Raw genomic sequence first — 15,340 nt, 5'->3', positions numbered from 1 at the left:
TTGTTTGAGTGCCTGGCACCCAAAAGGCAGGCACCCAAAAGGCATCAAGAGTGAACTTTGAACTTCTTGATGCCTTTTGTTTACATTACTTTTTCTTTAAATCCATCACAATAATTTCTGGTAGGTTAAAAATTCGAAAAGGTACACTACTATTCCCTAGCCCGCGACTAACGACCATTTTGGTGTTTTGTTCTTCATAAACACCCGCCGTAAACTTAGGAAACAGTCCTTGTCCTGGTGCAACAAGTCCTCCTACGCCAGGAATCCGAACTTGCCCACCATGTGCATGACCTGAAAATACCAAATCTATTGCTTGATTTACATACGTACTAAACACTTCTGGCCGATGTGCAAGCAGCAGCTTTAGCATATCCTCCGGAACATCAGCTGTCGCCATCTCCAGCATTTCTTCTGTCGGTCTACCCATTAGCGGATCCTCGATACCAACAATCGCCAAGCGCTCCCCGTCGCGCTCTAACACGGTCGATTCATTGGCCATCACATGTACACCTAACGATGACAGCGCCTCATAAATTTCACGAACCTTATTCGTCGCCACTTCATGGTTTCCTAGTACATAATAGACATCCGCTATTTCAACTAACCCTCTTACCGCCTGTAAACTCTGTTCCAAATTATAGCGATTACTATCGATGACATCGCCGGTAATAAATATATAATCTGGATTTTGTGCCTGCACCTTTGCAATAAGCTTTTGTTGGTTGTTACCAAAAAGGGCATCATGTAAATCTGATACTTGTACAATGCGTAGTCCATTGAAGCTACCCGGCACTTTTTCAGACTCATACACATGCTTACTTACAACCAGCCAGTGATTGTTTACGTACAAAAAAATGACTATAAAAACAAGCAAAAATACTACGTATAATAATTTTTTCAATCGCAATCGCTCACTTTGTGGCTACTTTTTCAGAAAAATATCTTACCCTTCTATTATAAGCAAAAAACAGAACGATTGTAAGTAGATGTGCTTTAAATACATAAAACGCCCAAAATCAAGCCAACCCATTCCCTTTAATAGAGTCCATCTGTCTTGCATCTATTCTTAGCTCACTTTCACATGCTATAATATAGGTATAAATTCACATTTATTTACATACAATTAATCTCTCAAAATATGACAAGAATGCGAGAACAAAGATGAGAATGCGAAAGTTCTTACTTATTTTTATGGTCATTATTAGTGTTGTCATAATTGGCATGACATCTCGACTTAATAATGACAGCCAAAATGCTCCACAAGCTGTGGCAGGCGTAATAGATCTTAGACAGTATGATTTGCATCAAAATACTGTTCGTTTAGATGGCGAATGGGATTTCGTCCCTGATAAGTTGTTGAATTATTCAGATTTTTACAACAATCAATCTTATACTGTCAATGTCCCTTCCCTATGGTCTAGCTACAAACTCGATAATCAACAGTTCACAACACTCGGTAGTGGTACCTATCGTTTAAAAATTTTAATTAACGAGACAGATACAATATTAGGCATCAAAACAGGTAATATTCGAATGTCGAATGCTATTTACATAAACGAAAAACGAATTGGACAAAGTGGAGAGCCTGCTGAGGATTCTACCTATATACAACAAAATGTACCGTACGTAGCTTTTTTCTCCCCTGAAAAAAAGGAACTTGAGCTCATCATTCATGTTGCTAATTTCGATTATGCATCAGGTGGCGGAATTATTGGTTCTATTTTTATTGGCGATCAAGAGAGTATTGGGAAATTAAGAGAAGGTTCACTGTTCTACGATTTAATAACTATTGCAGCCTTTTTTACCATGTTTATTTATTTTGCTGGTTCCTACCTATATGCCAAGCTAGAGATTGAGCAGCTCTACTTTTCTTTATTTTGCTTTATGGTTGGTTTATACGGTACATCTCATGGGGAAAAAATATTAATGTTGTTACTTCCTATCAGTTATGAATCCCTAATTAGAGTCCAAATTATTTCAAGTATTGGCTCAGGTATTTTCATGCTGCTGTACTTTAACCATGTCCTACAGCAATTTTCACATAAAAAGTTCGTCAAAGCTTTATATATTATTGGCGTTTTATTATTAGCTACGGTTTTGCTCCCAATATCCATTAGCTCATATTTACAAGCTGCACATTCTGTTTATATATTAATCATTATTTTCTATTTGCTTTACATTCAAACAGTTGCAATCGTTAAACGATTAGTAGGTGCGATTTATTTATGGCTTAGTACGATGGCAATTCTTATTTATATGGTTGTAGCTACTTTAAATCTCAATATTAATCTAGAAATTTATGCTTTACCGCCATTGCTTCCTTTTATTTGTTTAACGATGCTGTCTCTTTATATTTCTCATCGTTTTACTGATTCTTATTTAGAAAAAGGGCGATTAACAAATGCTTTACTTCGAGTCGATAAATTAAAAGATGAATTTCTTGCAAAAACGTCCCATGAATTTCGCACGCCGTTACATGGTGTAATTGCTATTTCGCAGTCCATGTTAGAGCCGAAGGAAAGCGCTTCATTAACAGTAGAGCAAAAAGAAAAAATATCACTTATATTTAATATTACAGAAAAATTATCACATCTTGTAAATGATATTCTTGATTTCTCGAAGTTAAAAGAAGGTGAGTTAAAGCTTCGTCTTACTACCGTTGATCTTTACTCTGTGACCCATGTTATCGTTGATATATTGTCTTACATCGGCAGTAAAGACGTAAAGATTTACAATTACATCGAACGCGGGAAATTGATAGTTGCCGATGAGGATAGGCTACGCCAAATTTTATATAACATCATCGAAAATGCTGTTAAATATACAAAGCAAGGACGAGTGGAGATTTCATGTTATGAAGAACAGGAATACCTTACGATTGAAGTAAGTGACACTGGACGCGGCATTGCACCAGAACATTTAGAGTCGATATTTGAACCATTCCGCCAGTTAGAAGATGCAAGTAAAGGTACTGGTTTAGGTTTAAATGTGACGAAGGAGCTGGTGGAGTTGCATGGTGGTGAAATCACCGTCCATTCCGTTGTCGATCAAGGAACAACTTTCTGTGTCAAACTACCTGTGGAGCCTATAAAGAGAGATACGCAGCAAAAGCAGCAACAAAATAAAATCGTCTTAACGAAAGATTATTTGCCAATAGCCTTTCCTTATTTCACCGACAAAAGGATGGGCAAAAAAATACTGATTGCCGATGATGATCACATTAATCTCAAAGTACTTATCGATATTTTGGCAAAGGAAAACTATTCAGTCATTGCAGTAGATGATAGTCGCCAGGTGTTTGAACAATTACAATTGCATCCTGATGTCGACTTATTAATTTTAGATATTATGATGCCCCACCTTTCGGGTTATGAGGTGTGCCAACAAATTAGAAAAAGCTATACTTCGGCAGAATTACCGATATTAATGCTGACAGCAGCGATTCGGCCTGAGGATTTGCTAGCAGCATTCCAATCAGGAGCCAATGATTTTCTGCATAAACCATTAGATACTGCTGAATTGAAGACAAGAGTAAGAAATCTTATTTTACTAAAGGAATCAGCTGAAATGGCCATTAAAATGGAAACCGCCTTTTTGCAAGCACAAATAAAGCCACATTTTATTTACAATGTTTTAAATTCTATTTTATCGCTAAGCTATTTAGACTTGGATAAGGCGCGTATTATGATAACGGATTTCGCATCATTTTTAAGAAGTAGCTTTTCGTTTGAAAATACTAATAGCCTGATTCCACTTCAACAGGAGCTTACCTTGATTCAAGCTTACGTCAATATTCACCAAACAAGATATCCTGATCAACTTGAATGGGAAATTCAGATGGATGAGCCTTTAACTATATTCATTCCACCTCTTTTGCTTCAGCCATTAGTAGAAAATGCTCTTTTCCACGGCTTAAAAAACAAGAATGGCAAAGTCATCCTGACGATAAAAAAAGAGCAACAAATGATTGAGATTATAATTAAAGATAATGGTAGAGGGATGACGCAAGAAATACTCGAACAGGTTTTATCGGAAGAGCCGTCTGTTCATCAAAGTGTCGGCATCCGTAATATTACTAAACGTATAAAAAAATACGAGAATGCTACTTTCCATATTGCAAGCAATATCGGGGAAGGCACAACTGTCACATTGAGATTTCCGCTAATTTTGGATAAAAAGAGGTGATAGCATGTTAAAAGCAATCATTGTTGATGATGAAATTTTAGCGATTAATTTATTAGAGACTATGTTAAAGGATAATCCGGCTATTGAAGTTATCGGAAAATTTCTAAACCCTTTAGATGCTTTAGCAAACATTCCTACACTCCAACCCGATATTTTGTTTTTAGATATTGAAATGGCAGAGATGAATGGCATCGATTTGGCTAGCCAATTAGGAAATCTAGCACATATATTGGATATTGTTTTTGTCACGGCCTACGAACGTTATGCCATTGATGCCTTTTCTGTGCAAGCGATGGACTATATTTTGAAGCCCATTGACAAAGCGCGCTTAATGAAAACCATTGATAGAATTACGCTACGAAAAAAGAAAATTCAACAAACAGATGTCCCTATACGAAATGAAGATGTCCACGTTATTGATAATCTTCAATTTCATGTGCATTCAGGAAAGGTTTACATTAACGGAGTAGCTTTAATCTTATCTACGAAGGAATTTCATATTCTTTTCTTCTTAGCGCAACGACCTGGGGCAATTTTTCACCCCTCTGACTTATATAAGCTCATTTGGGCGGAAGATAGTATTGGCCAAACACAGGCTTTAAAAGTTCATATTAGTAATTTACGAAAAAAACTAGAGTCCATCTCTGGCCACCGAGCGAAAATCGTAACGGTCAGAGGATCTGGCTATCAGTTCCTCTTTGATGGTGACAATAGGGAAATCGCTGATTGAAGGCTGTGGATCGCCACTATAACGAGGCAGGTCGCCATTAACCCCGGGGATACCGCCATTAACCCGGGGGATACCGCCACTAAAACGTTGCACGCTGTTACAGAAACAAAAAAGTGTTAGATTGATTGCCTCAATCTAACACTTTTTCTCTTCGTTTATTTTTTTGCCGCTTCTTGAATTTCATAAAATGCCCAATGTTTACTTGAGACATCATTAAATATTGGCTCTTGATGTTCTGTTGTCACTTGACGTTCAAACAAGCGATTTAGCACCTTCACCGCTTGGGCACGTGTTAAATAACCTTCTGGATTAAATGTATCGTCCGACACGCCTGTCATGATACCCAATGCATTGACAGCACTAATTTCTTTAATAGCCCAATGATGAGCACTGACATCTTTGAACATATTCTCTTCTAATGTTGGTTTACAGAAATCTGCAACCGCATCGTCCGAACACTGCTTTTCTATCCAACGAGCTGCTACCGCTGCCATTTGTGCACGTGTAATCGAACCATTTGGATGAAAGCTCGTCTTTGTAACCCCTTTAAACAAGCCTGTCTCTTTGACAAATTCTATTGCATCTTTGGCGTCATGTTGCGCAGTATCTATAAATGTCGCCTGTGATGTTGGAATGGCATTCCCGGTTAGCTGTCGCGCAAACATACTTGCCATCTGGGCACGCGTTACAAATGCATTTGGTCGGAATGTACCGTCTGCGTAGCCTTGAATATATGGAGAATGTTTCACTTCATCAGCCTGCTCTGGCAAATAAATCATAGAGAAGGTAGAGAATTTCTGCACTTCAAATTGCAAGCCTTGCATATCTTTTTGATAATCTACAATTTTCCCACGTAATAACTCTTTTGTGCCATCGCTATGCTCAATAAAAATAGCCAAATGATCAAGTTGTTCTTGTGTTACATTGTTCGGTAATGGCAATGTTAATGTCACAGGGCGATTTTGCATATTTGTTTCAATCGTCATTGGACGGCCAATTAAATGAACTTTTTCACTTTGCAATGTATCTTTAATCAGCTCTTCTTTTTGTATTCTTTCTTCCACTTGCTGTTGCTGTTCCGAAGTCTTAATTGGCACCAATCGGAAATATAAATCATCGTTGAAAGAAACCATCGAGCTCTTTGGAATCGCAATTTTAGCATTGAACGTGTCAATTTCTAAATGCACAGCGCTTTGTTCTAGAATCGATACAATATTACTTGGGATCGATACATTAATTTGCTTCGTTTTATCCTGCAAATCTGGAATGATAATATGTGCTTTATCTGTACCCTGCTCTTTTAGTTTTGCAATCGTTTCTCTTGCGCTCTTTTCCGTAAATACCACATCATCATTAAACGTACCGTCTGCATTTTTTGTGCGTTTAATAGTCGTTTTGGAAACAGTCATGCCATCGCCTGCCGCTACATCTACGACAATATTTTCAACGTCAGATGGTGGTGTTGTCTCCGAGTCGGAATTATTTGCTGGAGGATTCGTGTTGCCGCCACTTGTAGGAATACTACCCCATTTAGCGTACAAAGTTGTATCCGCTGTTATAACATCTGATACAAAGTTCCATGCTGTTGTGAAAGTGGCGTCTTTATACCAACCTTCAAATACATAGCCCGACTTCACTGGCTGTTCCGCTGTGATTTTTGCGTTATATTGAACTCGCTTTGGATTAATCGTTGTTCCACCATTTGACACAAAGCGCACTGTAAACTGTTTTATTGCCCATTGTGCAAAAAGTGTTACATTGTTTGTTCCTATTTTAAATGACTCATTTGGTGAATAATTCGTCCCTGTACCGTCAGCTTTTGTGTTCCAACCTGTAAATAGATGTCCAGTTTTAACAAGCTGTCCAACATTAGCAGACACGACAATATCATCATCTTGAGTGTATTGTGTACTATCTATTGGTGCAGTTCCACCTGTACTACCGTTACCATTGTACATAACCGTATACGTCACAGGGGAAATAATGATAGGCCCCGATGCAGTCCCTTGGTCTCCATCTAAAATAAGCCCCCCATCTCCTTTTGCTTGAACTGTAAAAGTATAGCTCCCTACTCCGTTTGATAAGAGCTCTGTAGCGAAATCTATCCCATCTTGAATATTTTCTGCTAAACTATTTTTTACCGTTCCAACAACCGAACTATCCTTATACAGAAGTACATCGTAGCTAACTGCATCAGGAACGCCTTGCCACTTTGCAACACTACCATCCCAGCTTATACCATCCGTTACAGTAGCTAATTGTATAATCGTTTGTGCATTGGAAGATGCGGAAGTTTGTCCGTCTAAATAGGTTAGCCCATTGCCTTTAGCTGTTATTTTTACAGTATATTCCCCTGTGCCAGCAGCTCGCATAGCTGCTAAGAAATTAGTAGATGTTTGATTGGCTGCTATGCTAATGGCACTACCAATTGGTTGGCTATTTTTATAGAGTTGTACTTCATAAGAAGATGCATCCTCTATATCTGACCACGTCGCTATGCCAACCGTGCTTAAGCTCACATTTTTCACTTGATCAAGTGTAGGCAATGCACGTAACACATCGATAGTATAGATTTTAGTTACTAATCTATTTTCAGCAGTCACCATAATAGATATCGCGTTATGACCTGCGTTGAGAGATACTGTCTTCCCTACTGCATTTGTGACTGCTTCCCCATTTAACCTAATTGTTGCATTCCCATCTGCCGTTGTTGGAATAACATCCACTGTCGGCACATCGTGGGCTACATTCACTTGATAATGGTATTGCCCACTCGAAAAAATTGGATTTAACTGCTGTGTTACAACGCTTAAATTACTTAAGTCAGCATTATTGCTTGGCAGTAATGTTGTAAAACACCATTCATTATTCGCTGTAATACCTGCGACTTCTTGATGATCTGTATCGACAAATGCTCCAGTATCCATTAATACATAATAGGTCATGGCCTTTGTTAAATATTTTGTTAACTCGATGGTCGCAGTAGCACCATTCATTGTTACATTCGTTGAATTGGCTTCTATAGATTCTATTAAAGTATTCTCTTGATCATAGATACGAAGATGTTTTCCTGCAACGCCACTGACATTTTTGCTAAAATTTAACGTTAGCGTTGGTTTCGTAGAAGCATTTATTGCATTGTTAGCCGGTACTGTTGATACGACTGTTGGTATCGGCGCTTCCATGATATCTGTCACCGAAATAGCAAATGGTTTTTCATAAGATAAGCCACCTTGATCCGTAACCCTAACTCGTACACTGTAGCTGCTCTTTGTTTCGTAATCAAATGGACTATTTGTTTTTAGACTATTCCCAACTATACTAAAGCTACTATTATCAGTATCTCCCTCTCCATTTACTAAACTATACGTAAAAGTGGAATCTGCATCAGGATCAATGGCGCTTAATGTTCCAACTAGGGTGCCCGGTGGTTGATTCTCGGACACTTCATTTGAACTTAATATAATATCAGTTGCGCTTTCATTGACATTCGTAATGAGAATAGTAAATACTTTTTCAAAAGTAAATCCACCTTTATCTGTTACATTAATCCGAACGCTGTAACTGTTCTTTGTTTCATAATCAAATGAACGATTTGTTCGTAATGTATTGCCTACTATCGTAAAGCTAGTATTATTGGTATTTCCATCTACATTTACTAAGCTATACGTAAATGTGTCTCCTGCATCAGGGTCTGTGGTGCTTAAAGTTCCCACTATAGTTCCCGGTGGTTCGTTTTCTGACACAACGTTTGAACTTAATGTAATATTAGTTGGAAATTCATTTTCGTCCGTAACGGAAATCGTTAATGTTTTTTCAAACGATGAACCCGCTCGATCTGCAACTTTGACTCGAATACTGTAGCTGCTCTTTCTTTCGTAATCAAATGGACTATTTGTTCGCAATTCATTTCCTTCTATGGTAAAGCTATTATTATCGTTATCTCCCGCTCCGCTTACTAAACTATACGTAAATGTATCTCCTACATCAGGATCAGTGGCACTTAATGTCCCAACTATAGTTCCCTCTTGTTGATTCTCGGACACTTTATAAGAGCTTAATGTAATATCAGTCGGTGTGCTATTTTGTTGGGCTTCACCGTAAGTAATTTCTAAAGAAGGTGCCAATGATGCATATTCAGCTGGCAACGAGCTACTAAATTTAACAACAGTCATCTCGCTCGAATCACTCGTTAATATAAATGTAACATTATTCCCACTAATCGCAGATGGACTTTTTACTAAATCTGTCACATCGATCAATTCATCATACTCTTCTGCACCGTCACCATTGGCTACAAACTCACTTTTTACAGGAGCTCCTTGTATAAAATTTGGAAACTTGGTTTGCTCTGGTGAGGGAAGGGAATTACTATCCCAATCATCATCTCCTATTCCAATGGTTAGCTTGGAATAGAGTTTGACTATCTCATCTTGATTAATTCCATGTAAAGTTAGCTGAGCTGATTGAATAGGTTTAGCTGTATCAATAGTAAATTTGAGTGCAGCAAAATCTGTCCGATTCGTAGTATTTCCAATATACATAGAATAAGGGTCAGTATATTTATTTAGAACCTTACCACTCGAATCCTTTTGTACATTCAGCTGTTCCACAGGATAGTACGTTTCTGAAGCACCAGTACCTCCACTAGCTCTAGTACTAGCACCCGCAGGCTGTATTCCTAAAGTTGTAAATACCAGTGTAATAATGGTGATGATGACAATTACTTTGTATATGGCTGTTTTCATAAAAGAAGTTAAATCCATGTTTACTCCCTCTTTCTATTGCTTCGGAGGATAAACTCCTTCTAAACAAATAATAAAATTCATGGCAACAAAAGGCTGCATATTATTGTGTGGCTGGTTTCCACCTTGTGGTTTTACTATGTCCGCCTTCATTGCCACTGGGTCTTTCACATTTACATACGGTTTTGCCGAAAGGGCTGACTCACTTCCCCAAATGGCATTCGTTGGGTTGTCAATGCCGCCAGCTACTACAGAGGAACCTTGTGGTCTATGCGTATGATTAGGCATTTGCGTTTCGTTTAGCGTGACTGTACTTGTTCCAATTGTTTGCGCGATTGTCCTTGGTGTTAAACCAGGTCCTTCACCGAAATGCATAGGGGCACGTCCTCTTAAATCAGGTAACTTAAATGTTGTAGTGCCATCTCCACCATAAGTTACTCCGATAATCGAAAATAATGCATTATTTTGCGCAACAGACAATTCACGTCCATCACAAAATGCCCAGCCCCTTGGAGCATAGTTTCCTGCGAAAATTCTAATTTCACCTAAGTACGGATCCATTCCTATATTCCTCCTTATTCTCTAGTTGGAAAAATCCCCATTGTTGCGATACAAAAAGAAACACTTAAATAGGGCTGCATATTCGTATGTGGTTGGCTTTGTCCTGTCGTTGATAAAGCCGCTGCATTCATTGCGACATTGTCATTTTTCGCATAAATATCCCTTCCATTTACCGCACCCCATGTATTGTCTTTTGGTGAGGGCTTATCTGTTGGCGATGCATCTGCTGTTATTTGATGCGTATGAGCAGGCATTTCATTCACTGTCAATGTATGTTCTGCTTCTCCGCCTGCTGTTCCGTATGCAATCTGATTCCCTGCATGTAATGGTACTTTCCCTTGTAAATTAGGAATGGCAAAGGTTGTCTTTCCATCCCCTCCATAGGTAGCGCCTAACAATGAATAAAGGGCTGTATTTGTAGCTATTGAAAGCAATTGACCATTGCAAGGCAGCCACCCACTCGGTATTTGATCAAAACTAAAAAGACGTATTTCCCCTAAAAATGGCTCTGCCATTGAACTCACTCCTCCTTGTAAATAAAATCAGGATAAAGACCTTCCGTTGCAATAATAAAATTAAGGACAAACGAAGGCATGATGTTACTATGGGCCTGAGTCCCACCTTCATAAGAAACTAACTCGTTGCTCATTTGTACAGTCTTACTGGAAGCATCTGTTTGATAGTTTGTCAGTTTTGATACGCCCCAAGTATTATTAGCTGGCGAATTTTCTGTCGCTTCAGCTGTTAGATTATTCGCATAAACGCCATGTGTATGTGCAGGTAAATGTTCCTCCGTTAATGTCACTGTCTCCACTCCACCTTTACTTGCCAGCGGGTAATGAGCGTTATGATGAATCGGCAATCTTCCACGTAAATCAGGTACAGCAAAATTTGTTTGACCATCTCCGCCATATAAGATACCTATTAATGAATAAAGTGCCTCATTCCCTGTAATCGGTAATAATTGACCATGGCAAAACGCCCATCCAACCGGCGCATATTGACCGCTAAACATGCGAATTTCGCCTATATATTGATCTGACATGATGCACACCCTCCCTTATCATTTGCAATTCGTTGAAAGCACTTTAAGCAACACTTGCTAACACATCTTTATTTTCTTCTTGGATTAACTCGACTTCTTGCATGTCCATATCTAGCGCTTCGGCAATCTCGGATGGTGTATGTTTTGTAAATAACATATACATCACCTTAATCTTTTTTGCCTGCTCTTTAGGTATATTTAAGGTGCTTGAAATGCCCGCTAAATCTGTATGGCTTTCAATTAAATATGATCCTAATAAAGTAGTAGCAACTTTTTCTAACTCATGTTGATCTGCAGCATTTTTACATAATGCTTCAGCCGCAATGTTAGCTGCGATAGATAAGTCCATTCCTTTTTCTTGCATACGTTTCATGGCATTAAATTGATCAGACCATCTGCGTAACGTATTGCTTTGCTCCTTCACTAAAAAAACAAGCTCTCGATTATTTACATTTGTATCTTGTAACAGCCCAGCTTCCTTAAACGTTTTGGCAACCTCTCCAAAGAAAGCATTTACTTGATTTTGCCCACTATTAATCTCTTGTTTCGTCTCAGCTAAATCTTGCTTTGCCTTATTCGTTTCAGCTTGGATATTTTCAAAATATTCCTTCCGCATTTCCCCTTGAATAATTCCTGTAATCAGGTAAAGAACAGCGGCTATTCCACCAAGCACCCCTAGTTTGGCCACTAAGCTATCGAGTACTTTTATTTTTCCAATACATTGATTCGCAACAAATAAAAAAAGCGCGACGCCTTTATCTAAAGAGATTTTCTTATATGTAGGCACAACGATTGATAATGAGATTAGCGGCAATGTATTTTTAAAGCATTTTCGCCACTCTAGAAATTCCATTAGCAAACTATTTACATCATCTTGGATATTGTGTTTTAAAATATTTAAGTCAATGGTTGTTCCACTCAGCTCACTTTTTAGTGCTTTTAACAGCCTAATTGCCTCTGCCTTACGCTCTGGATTATCAGTGCGGAAAATATGATCTCCTATCCAAGCACTAATCTCTAAATCCTCGTCTAACAACTTCGAAACAATGCTATCAATGCCCTCTTTACATTCGGCCAACTTGTCTTCTACCTCATAAATATTTTTTAGACAAGGTTGCAATTCTTCTACATAAGTTGCTAATGTCGCTTCTGTAATCGCCATATCTATCCATCCGTTCTAAAATTATTTTTTAGCTAACAATTGCTAGTAAATCGCTATTCGTCTCTTGAATTGTTAAGATTTCGTTTACATCCATATCTAATACTTTTGCAATGTCTTCTGGTGTATGCCTTTTAAACAACATATACGTTGCTTTTACTTTTTTAATTTTTTCTAAAGACATATCTAGCTTTTGAGACACTACACTCGTCGACTCTCCAATTTCAAGAAGATAGGCACCCATTAACATCTGGATACAATTGTTTAACTCCATTTCATCATCTCGATTAGTAACTAAATTGGCGGCAACTATTTCCGCTGAAAATTCAATTGCTAAACCTTTACTAATCATGTGTTTCATTGAATCATATTGGTCTGACCAACGTCTTAACGTACCAGCCTGCTGTTTAACGAACGATACGAGCTCCTGATGATTGGTGAATGGCTTTGTTAACATGCCTGTTTCTTGAAAGCTCTTTGCCACATCATCAAAAAAGGCATTTACTTGCTCCTGCACATTATGAATATCCGACCTTAGCTTCCGAACATTTTCCATCGCTGTTTTTGATTCTTTTTGAATATTTTCAAATAACTCCATGCGTTTTTCGCCTTGAATTAATCCATCTATTAACACCATTACAACGATCAGACCTACAACACCTAACCCTATCGCTTCAAATATTGGTAATAATATATCTTTCAATACAATCGTTAGTACAACTCCTAACATTAAGCGATGAAAGGGATTCGAAGCCTGGAATTTCGGTATAGCTATAGAAACTGCAATAAATGGTAACCTATTATCAAAATATGTTTTCCATTCCTCATATTCTTTTAATAAAGTATTTAATTCATCTTGGATATCATGCTTTAAAATATTTAAATCTATTTTGGCATTACTCAGCTCATTATTTAGCTCATTTAATAATTGAATAGCCGTTTCTTTCCTTTTCGGATTATCCGTACGAAAAAGATTATCACCAAGCCACGCACCTAAATCGAAGCCTTCATCGTTTAATTTCGATAAAATACTATCTATATCCCCACCTGTTTTTCCAAGACTATCTTCTAGTCCAATAATATTTTTAATACTCGGTTGCAGTTCTTTCACATACGCGGCTAATTGGTTATCTGTAATTGGCATTGCCATACTCCTTTCAAATTAGGAAATAACGATAGAAAGTAAATCGTTATGTTTTTGATATAATAAATCAATTTCTTGAAATTCCAGCTCCACCTTTTCGGATATAGTTGTTATGTCCATATTATTTAGCAATAGATAGATGGCCATTAAGTGCTTTGCTTGTTGCTCTGTAAGCTTTATATCTTGAGCTATTGTCGAATAGCCTACAGCCGTTTCAAGTAGATAAGCCCCGTGTAAAATTCTCTGATTTTGATATATTTGTGATGGCTCTTCTAAACTTTCACTTAACAATTTTGCGCTTAAATGTACAGCATCTTGAAACTGCATTCCTTTATTCAGCATTGTTTGTAACATTACATAATGATCCATCCATACGTTTATCTGTTGCTCATTCTTTGTAACCTTATCAACGAATTGCTGCAGACTATACGTGTATGCTGGCAATATATCTCGTTGATATAAACTTGAACTGACATTACCAATTTGCCGAACCAACTCGTTTTCTGTCTCTGTTAGCATGCTTATTAAATTCGCTACACTACGTTTTGCTTCATTTACTTGCTCATGTTTATTGACATCAAGTTTTTCAAGCGTTGCTATTATTTCTTTAGCATACGTCGATTCAATTGTTGCTGTGAGTAGCGGCAATTTGAATACAATCTCATTTTCTATTAAGGGGAATAGGAACATGCTAAATTGAACATTTGTCGAAAGGCTTGTCTCTAAAGGATTGCTTGATACTGCGAATGGAAGTAATGGGAGCATTTCTTTATAAGCTTGCTTTAATTGTCCGCTAGTTTTTAGCAAAGTGTTCACTTCGTTTAGAAGTAACTGCTTGATATGCGCAATCACTATTAAAGACTTTCGTAAATCGGCTTGTACTGCTCCTAGTAGTTGGAGTGATTTTTCTTTCTTTTTACTACTTAAAAAAAATCGTTTTTTACTATTTTGAACAGAGCTTTTGCGATTATCCTCTAAGCGGACTACAATGCTTTCTATTTGTCCCTCTAAATAAAAAAAGCATTGAATCGTTTGCCTTAACTCTTTTTCATATGTTTGTAAAACAGCATCTGAAATCGGCAATTCTCATTCACCTCACTTTTTAATAATGGACGAAAGACAGCAATATTTTAGAAAAAGAGTGACCTCTTCTTTTATTGCCATCGCATTGTAAGATATAATTCATTTTCTGATACAACTTGAAAACCTAATCTTTCATAAAGACGCCTCGCAGGATTTGTATGAAAAACTCGTAATAGTACTGCCTTATTTCCTTCTCGCGCCTTCTGTAAAAGCCCGGCAATTATAGATGATGCTATTCCTTTACTTTGGTAAGTTGGCAATATAGAAATATCGATCAGATGATGGTAATCTACTAATTCTTCTATTAATAATCTCCCTACACACTGTTTATCTACGACAATCATGTAATTGCTTGCTGTAGGAAATTGCCGATTATACGAAGCCTGCTGTGCACGCCATTGCATAGTTAAAAAAATTTGCTTTTGCTCAACAGACCATCCCCATAAATCTACTTCTTGCTTTCTCGTGGAACTGTAGACTTCATAAAGAAATGGCTCATCTGCATTGGTGATAGCTTTAAGCTCTATTGTCATCAAAACTTCACTTTCCTTTGCTAGCGCTAAATCTCAATCCGTATTATGTGAGTCATTCAAAAAAGATTGCCTATTTCCACTTATAACTTAACTGAATATTCTGAATAATTTAATCGTATGTATGAATTGACTATTGCTTACTACCTAAATATGGT

11 protein-coding genes are annotated in these 15,340 nt (G+C 37.6%); 2 read left to right on the top strand and 9 right to left on the bottom strand.

All coding sequences use genetic code 11. The annotated features are described in order from the left end of the window. Positions 1–85: 85 nt before the first annotated feature. Positions 86–901 (bottom strand): metallophosphoesterase, encoded by an 816-nt coding sequence (locus ACKVEV_RS17900; protein ID WP_409367589.1) that lies wholly within the window; start codon positions 899–901, stop codon positions 86–88. 260 nt (positions 902–1,161) lie between these two features. Between ACKVEV_RS17900 and ACKVEV_RS17895 the strand changes: the two genes are divergently transcribed. Both ACKVEV_RS17895 and ACKVEV_RS17890 read left to right on the top strand, forming a co-directional pair. Beyond that, the gene (locus ACKVEV_RS17895; protein ID WP_409367588.1) at positions 1,162–4,185 is read left to right on the top strand and encodes an ATP-binding protein; all 3,024 of its coding nucleotides are present in this window, start codon (positions 1,162–1,164) and stop codon (positions 4,183–4,185) included. A 4-nt stretch (positions 4,186–4,189) separates the two neighbouring features. After that, positions 4,190–4,915, top strand: a complete 726-nt coding sequence (locus ACKVEV_RS17890; protein WP_409367587.1) for a response regulator — start codon at positions 4,190–4,192, stop codon at positions 4,913–4,915. Between the two features lie 155 nt (positions 4,916–5,070). Here ACKVEV_RS17890 and ACKVEV_RS17885 read toward each other — a convergent pair whose 3' ends face one another. The 8 genes from ACKVEV_RS17885 to ACKVEV_RS17850 form a co-directional block, all read right to left on the bottom strand. Further along, the gene (locus tag ACKVEV_RS17885; RefSeq protein WP_409367586.1) at positions 5,071–9,681 is read right to left on the bottom strand and encodes a cadherin domain-containing protein; all 4,611 of its coding nucleotides are present in this window, start codon (positions 9,679–9,681) and stop codon (positions 5,071–5,073) included. Between the two features lie 15 nt (positions 9,682–9,696). Further along, a complete protein-coding gene (locus tag ACKVEV_RS17880; protein ID WP_409367585.1) occupies positions 9,697–10,221 on the bottom strand; it encodes a phage tail protein in 525 nt (174 codons plus the stop codon). A gap of 14 nt (positions 10,222–10,235) precedes the next feature. Then, positions 10,236–10,736 carry a phage tail protein gene (locus ACKVEV_RS17875; RefSeq protein WP_409367584.1) on the bottom strand — a complete coding sequence of 167 codons (501 nt, stop codon included), beginning with the start codon at positions 10,734–10,736 and terminating at the stop codon, positions 10,236–10,238. Positions 10,737–10,741: 5 nt separating this feature from the next. Then, complete coding sequence (locus ACKVEV_RS17870) at positions 10,742–11,266, bottom strand: phage tail protein (protein WP_409367583.1); 525 nt, start codon at positions 11,264–11,266, stop codon at positions 10,742–10,744. Between the two features lie 43 nt (positions 11,267–11,309). After that, positions 11,310–12,428, bottom strand: a complete 1,119-nt coding sequence (locus ACKVEV_RS17865; protein WP_409367582.1) for a hypothetical protein — start codon at positions 12,426–12,428, stop codon at positions 11,310–11,312. 28 nt (positions 12,429–12,456) lie between these two features. Next, entirely contained in the window at positions 12,457–13,569 is a 1,113-nt protein-coding gene (locus tag ACKVEV_RS17860) for a hypothetical protein (RefSeq protein ID WP_409367581.1), read from the bottom strand. Positions 13,570–13,587: 18 nt separating this feature from the next. Then, positions 13,588–14,652, bottom strand: coding sequence for a hypothetical protein (locus tag ACKVEV_RS17855; RefSeq protein ID WP_409367580.1), 1,065 nt, complete (start codon positions 14,650–14,652; stop codon positions 13,588–13,590). Positions 14,653–14,723: 71 nt separating this feature from the next. Beyond that, entirely contained in the window at positions 14,724–15,185 is a 462-nt protein-coding gene (locus ACKVEV_RS17850; RefSeq protein WP_409367579.1) for a GNAT family N-acetyltransferase, read from the bottom strand. Positions 15,186–15,340: the final 155 nt, after the last annotated feature.

The organism is Lysinibacillus sp. 38-6, from assembly GCF_046245175.1.
In the GTDB taxonomy this organism is placed as follows: domain Bacteria; phylum Bacillota; class Bacilli; order Bacillales_A; family Planococcaceae; genus Lysinibacillus.
Note: the sequence above shows the minus strand (reverse complement) of the source record. Positions and strands in the feature narration are given on the sequence as shown.

Coding starts and splice junctions, on each gene's coding strand:
- ACKVEV_RS17860 (WP_409367581.1), bottom strand. CDS start 13,569: ATGCCAATTACAGATAACCAATTAGCCGCGTATGTGAAAGAACTGCAA.
- ACKVEV_RS17880 (WP_409367585.1), bottom strand. CDS start 10,221: ATGGATCCGTACTTAGGTGAAATTAGAATTTTCGCAGGAAACTATGCT.
- ACKVEV_RS17885 (WP_409367586.1), bottom strand. CDS start 9,681: ATGGATTTAACTTCTTTTATGAAAACAGCCATATACAAAGTAATTGTC.
- ACKVEV_RS17865 (WP_409367582.1), bottom strand. CDS start 12,428: ATGGCGATTACAGAAGCGACATTAGCAACTTATGTAGAAGAATTGCAA.
- ACKVEV_RS17890 (WP_409367587.1), top strand. CDS start 4,190: ATGTTAAAAGCAATCATTGTTGATGATGAAATTTTAGCGATTAATTTA.
- ACKVEV_RS17895 (WP_409367588.1), top strand. CDS start 1,162: ATGAGAATGCGAAAGTTCTTACTTATTTTTATGGTCATTATTAGTGTT.
- ACKVEV_RS17875 (WP_409367584.1), bottom strand. CDS start 10,736: ATGGCAGAGCCATTTTTAGGGGAAATACGTCTTTTTAGTTTTGATCAA.
- ACKVEV_RS17870 (WP_409367583.1), bottom strand. CDS start 11,266: ATGTCAGATCAATATATAGGCGAAATTCGCATGTTTAGCGGTCAATAT.
- ACKVEV_RS17850 (WP_409367579.1), bottom strand. CDS start 15,185: ATGACAATAGAGCTTAAAGCTATCACCAATGCAGATGAGCCATTTCTT.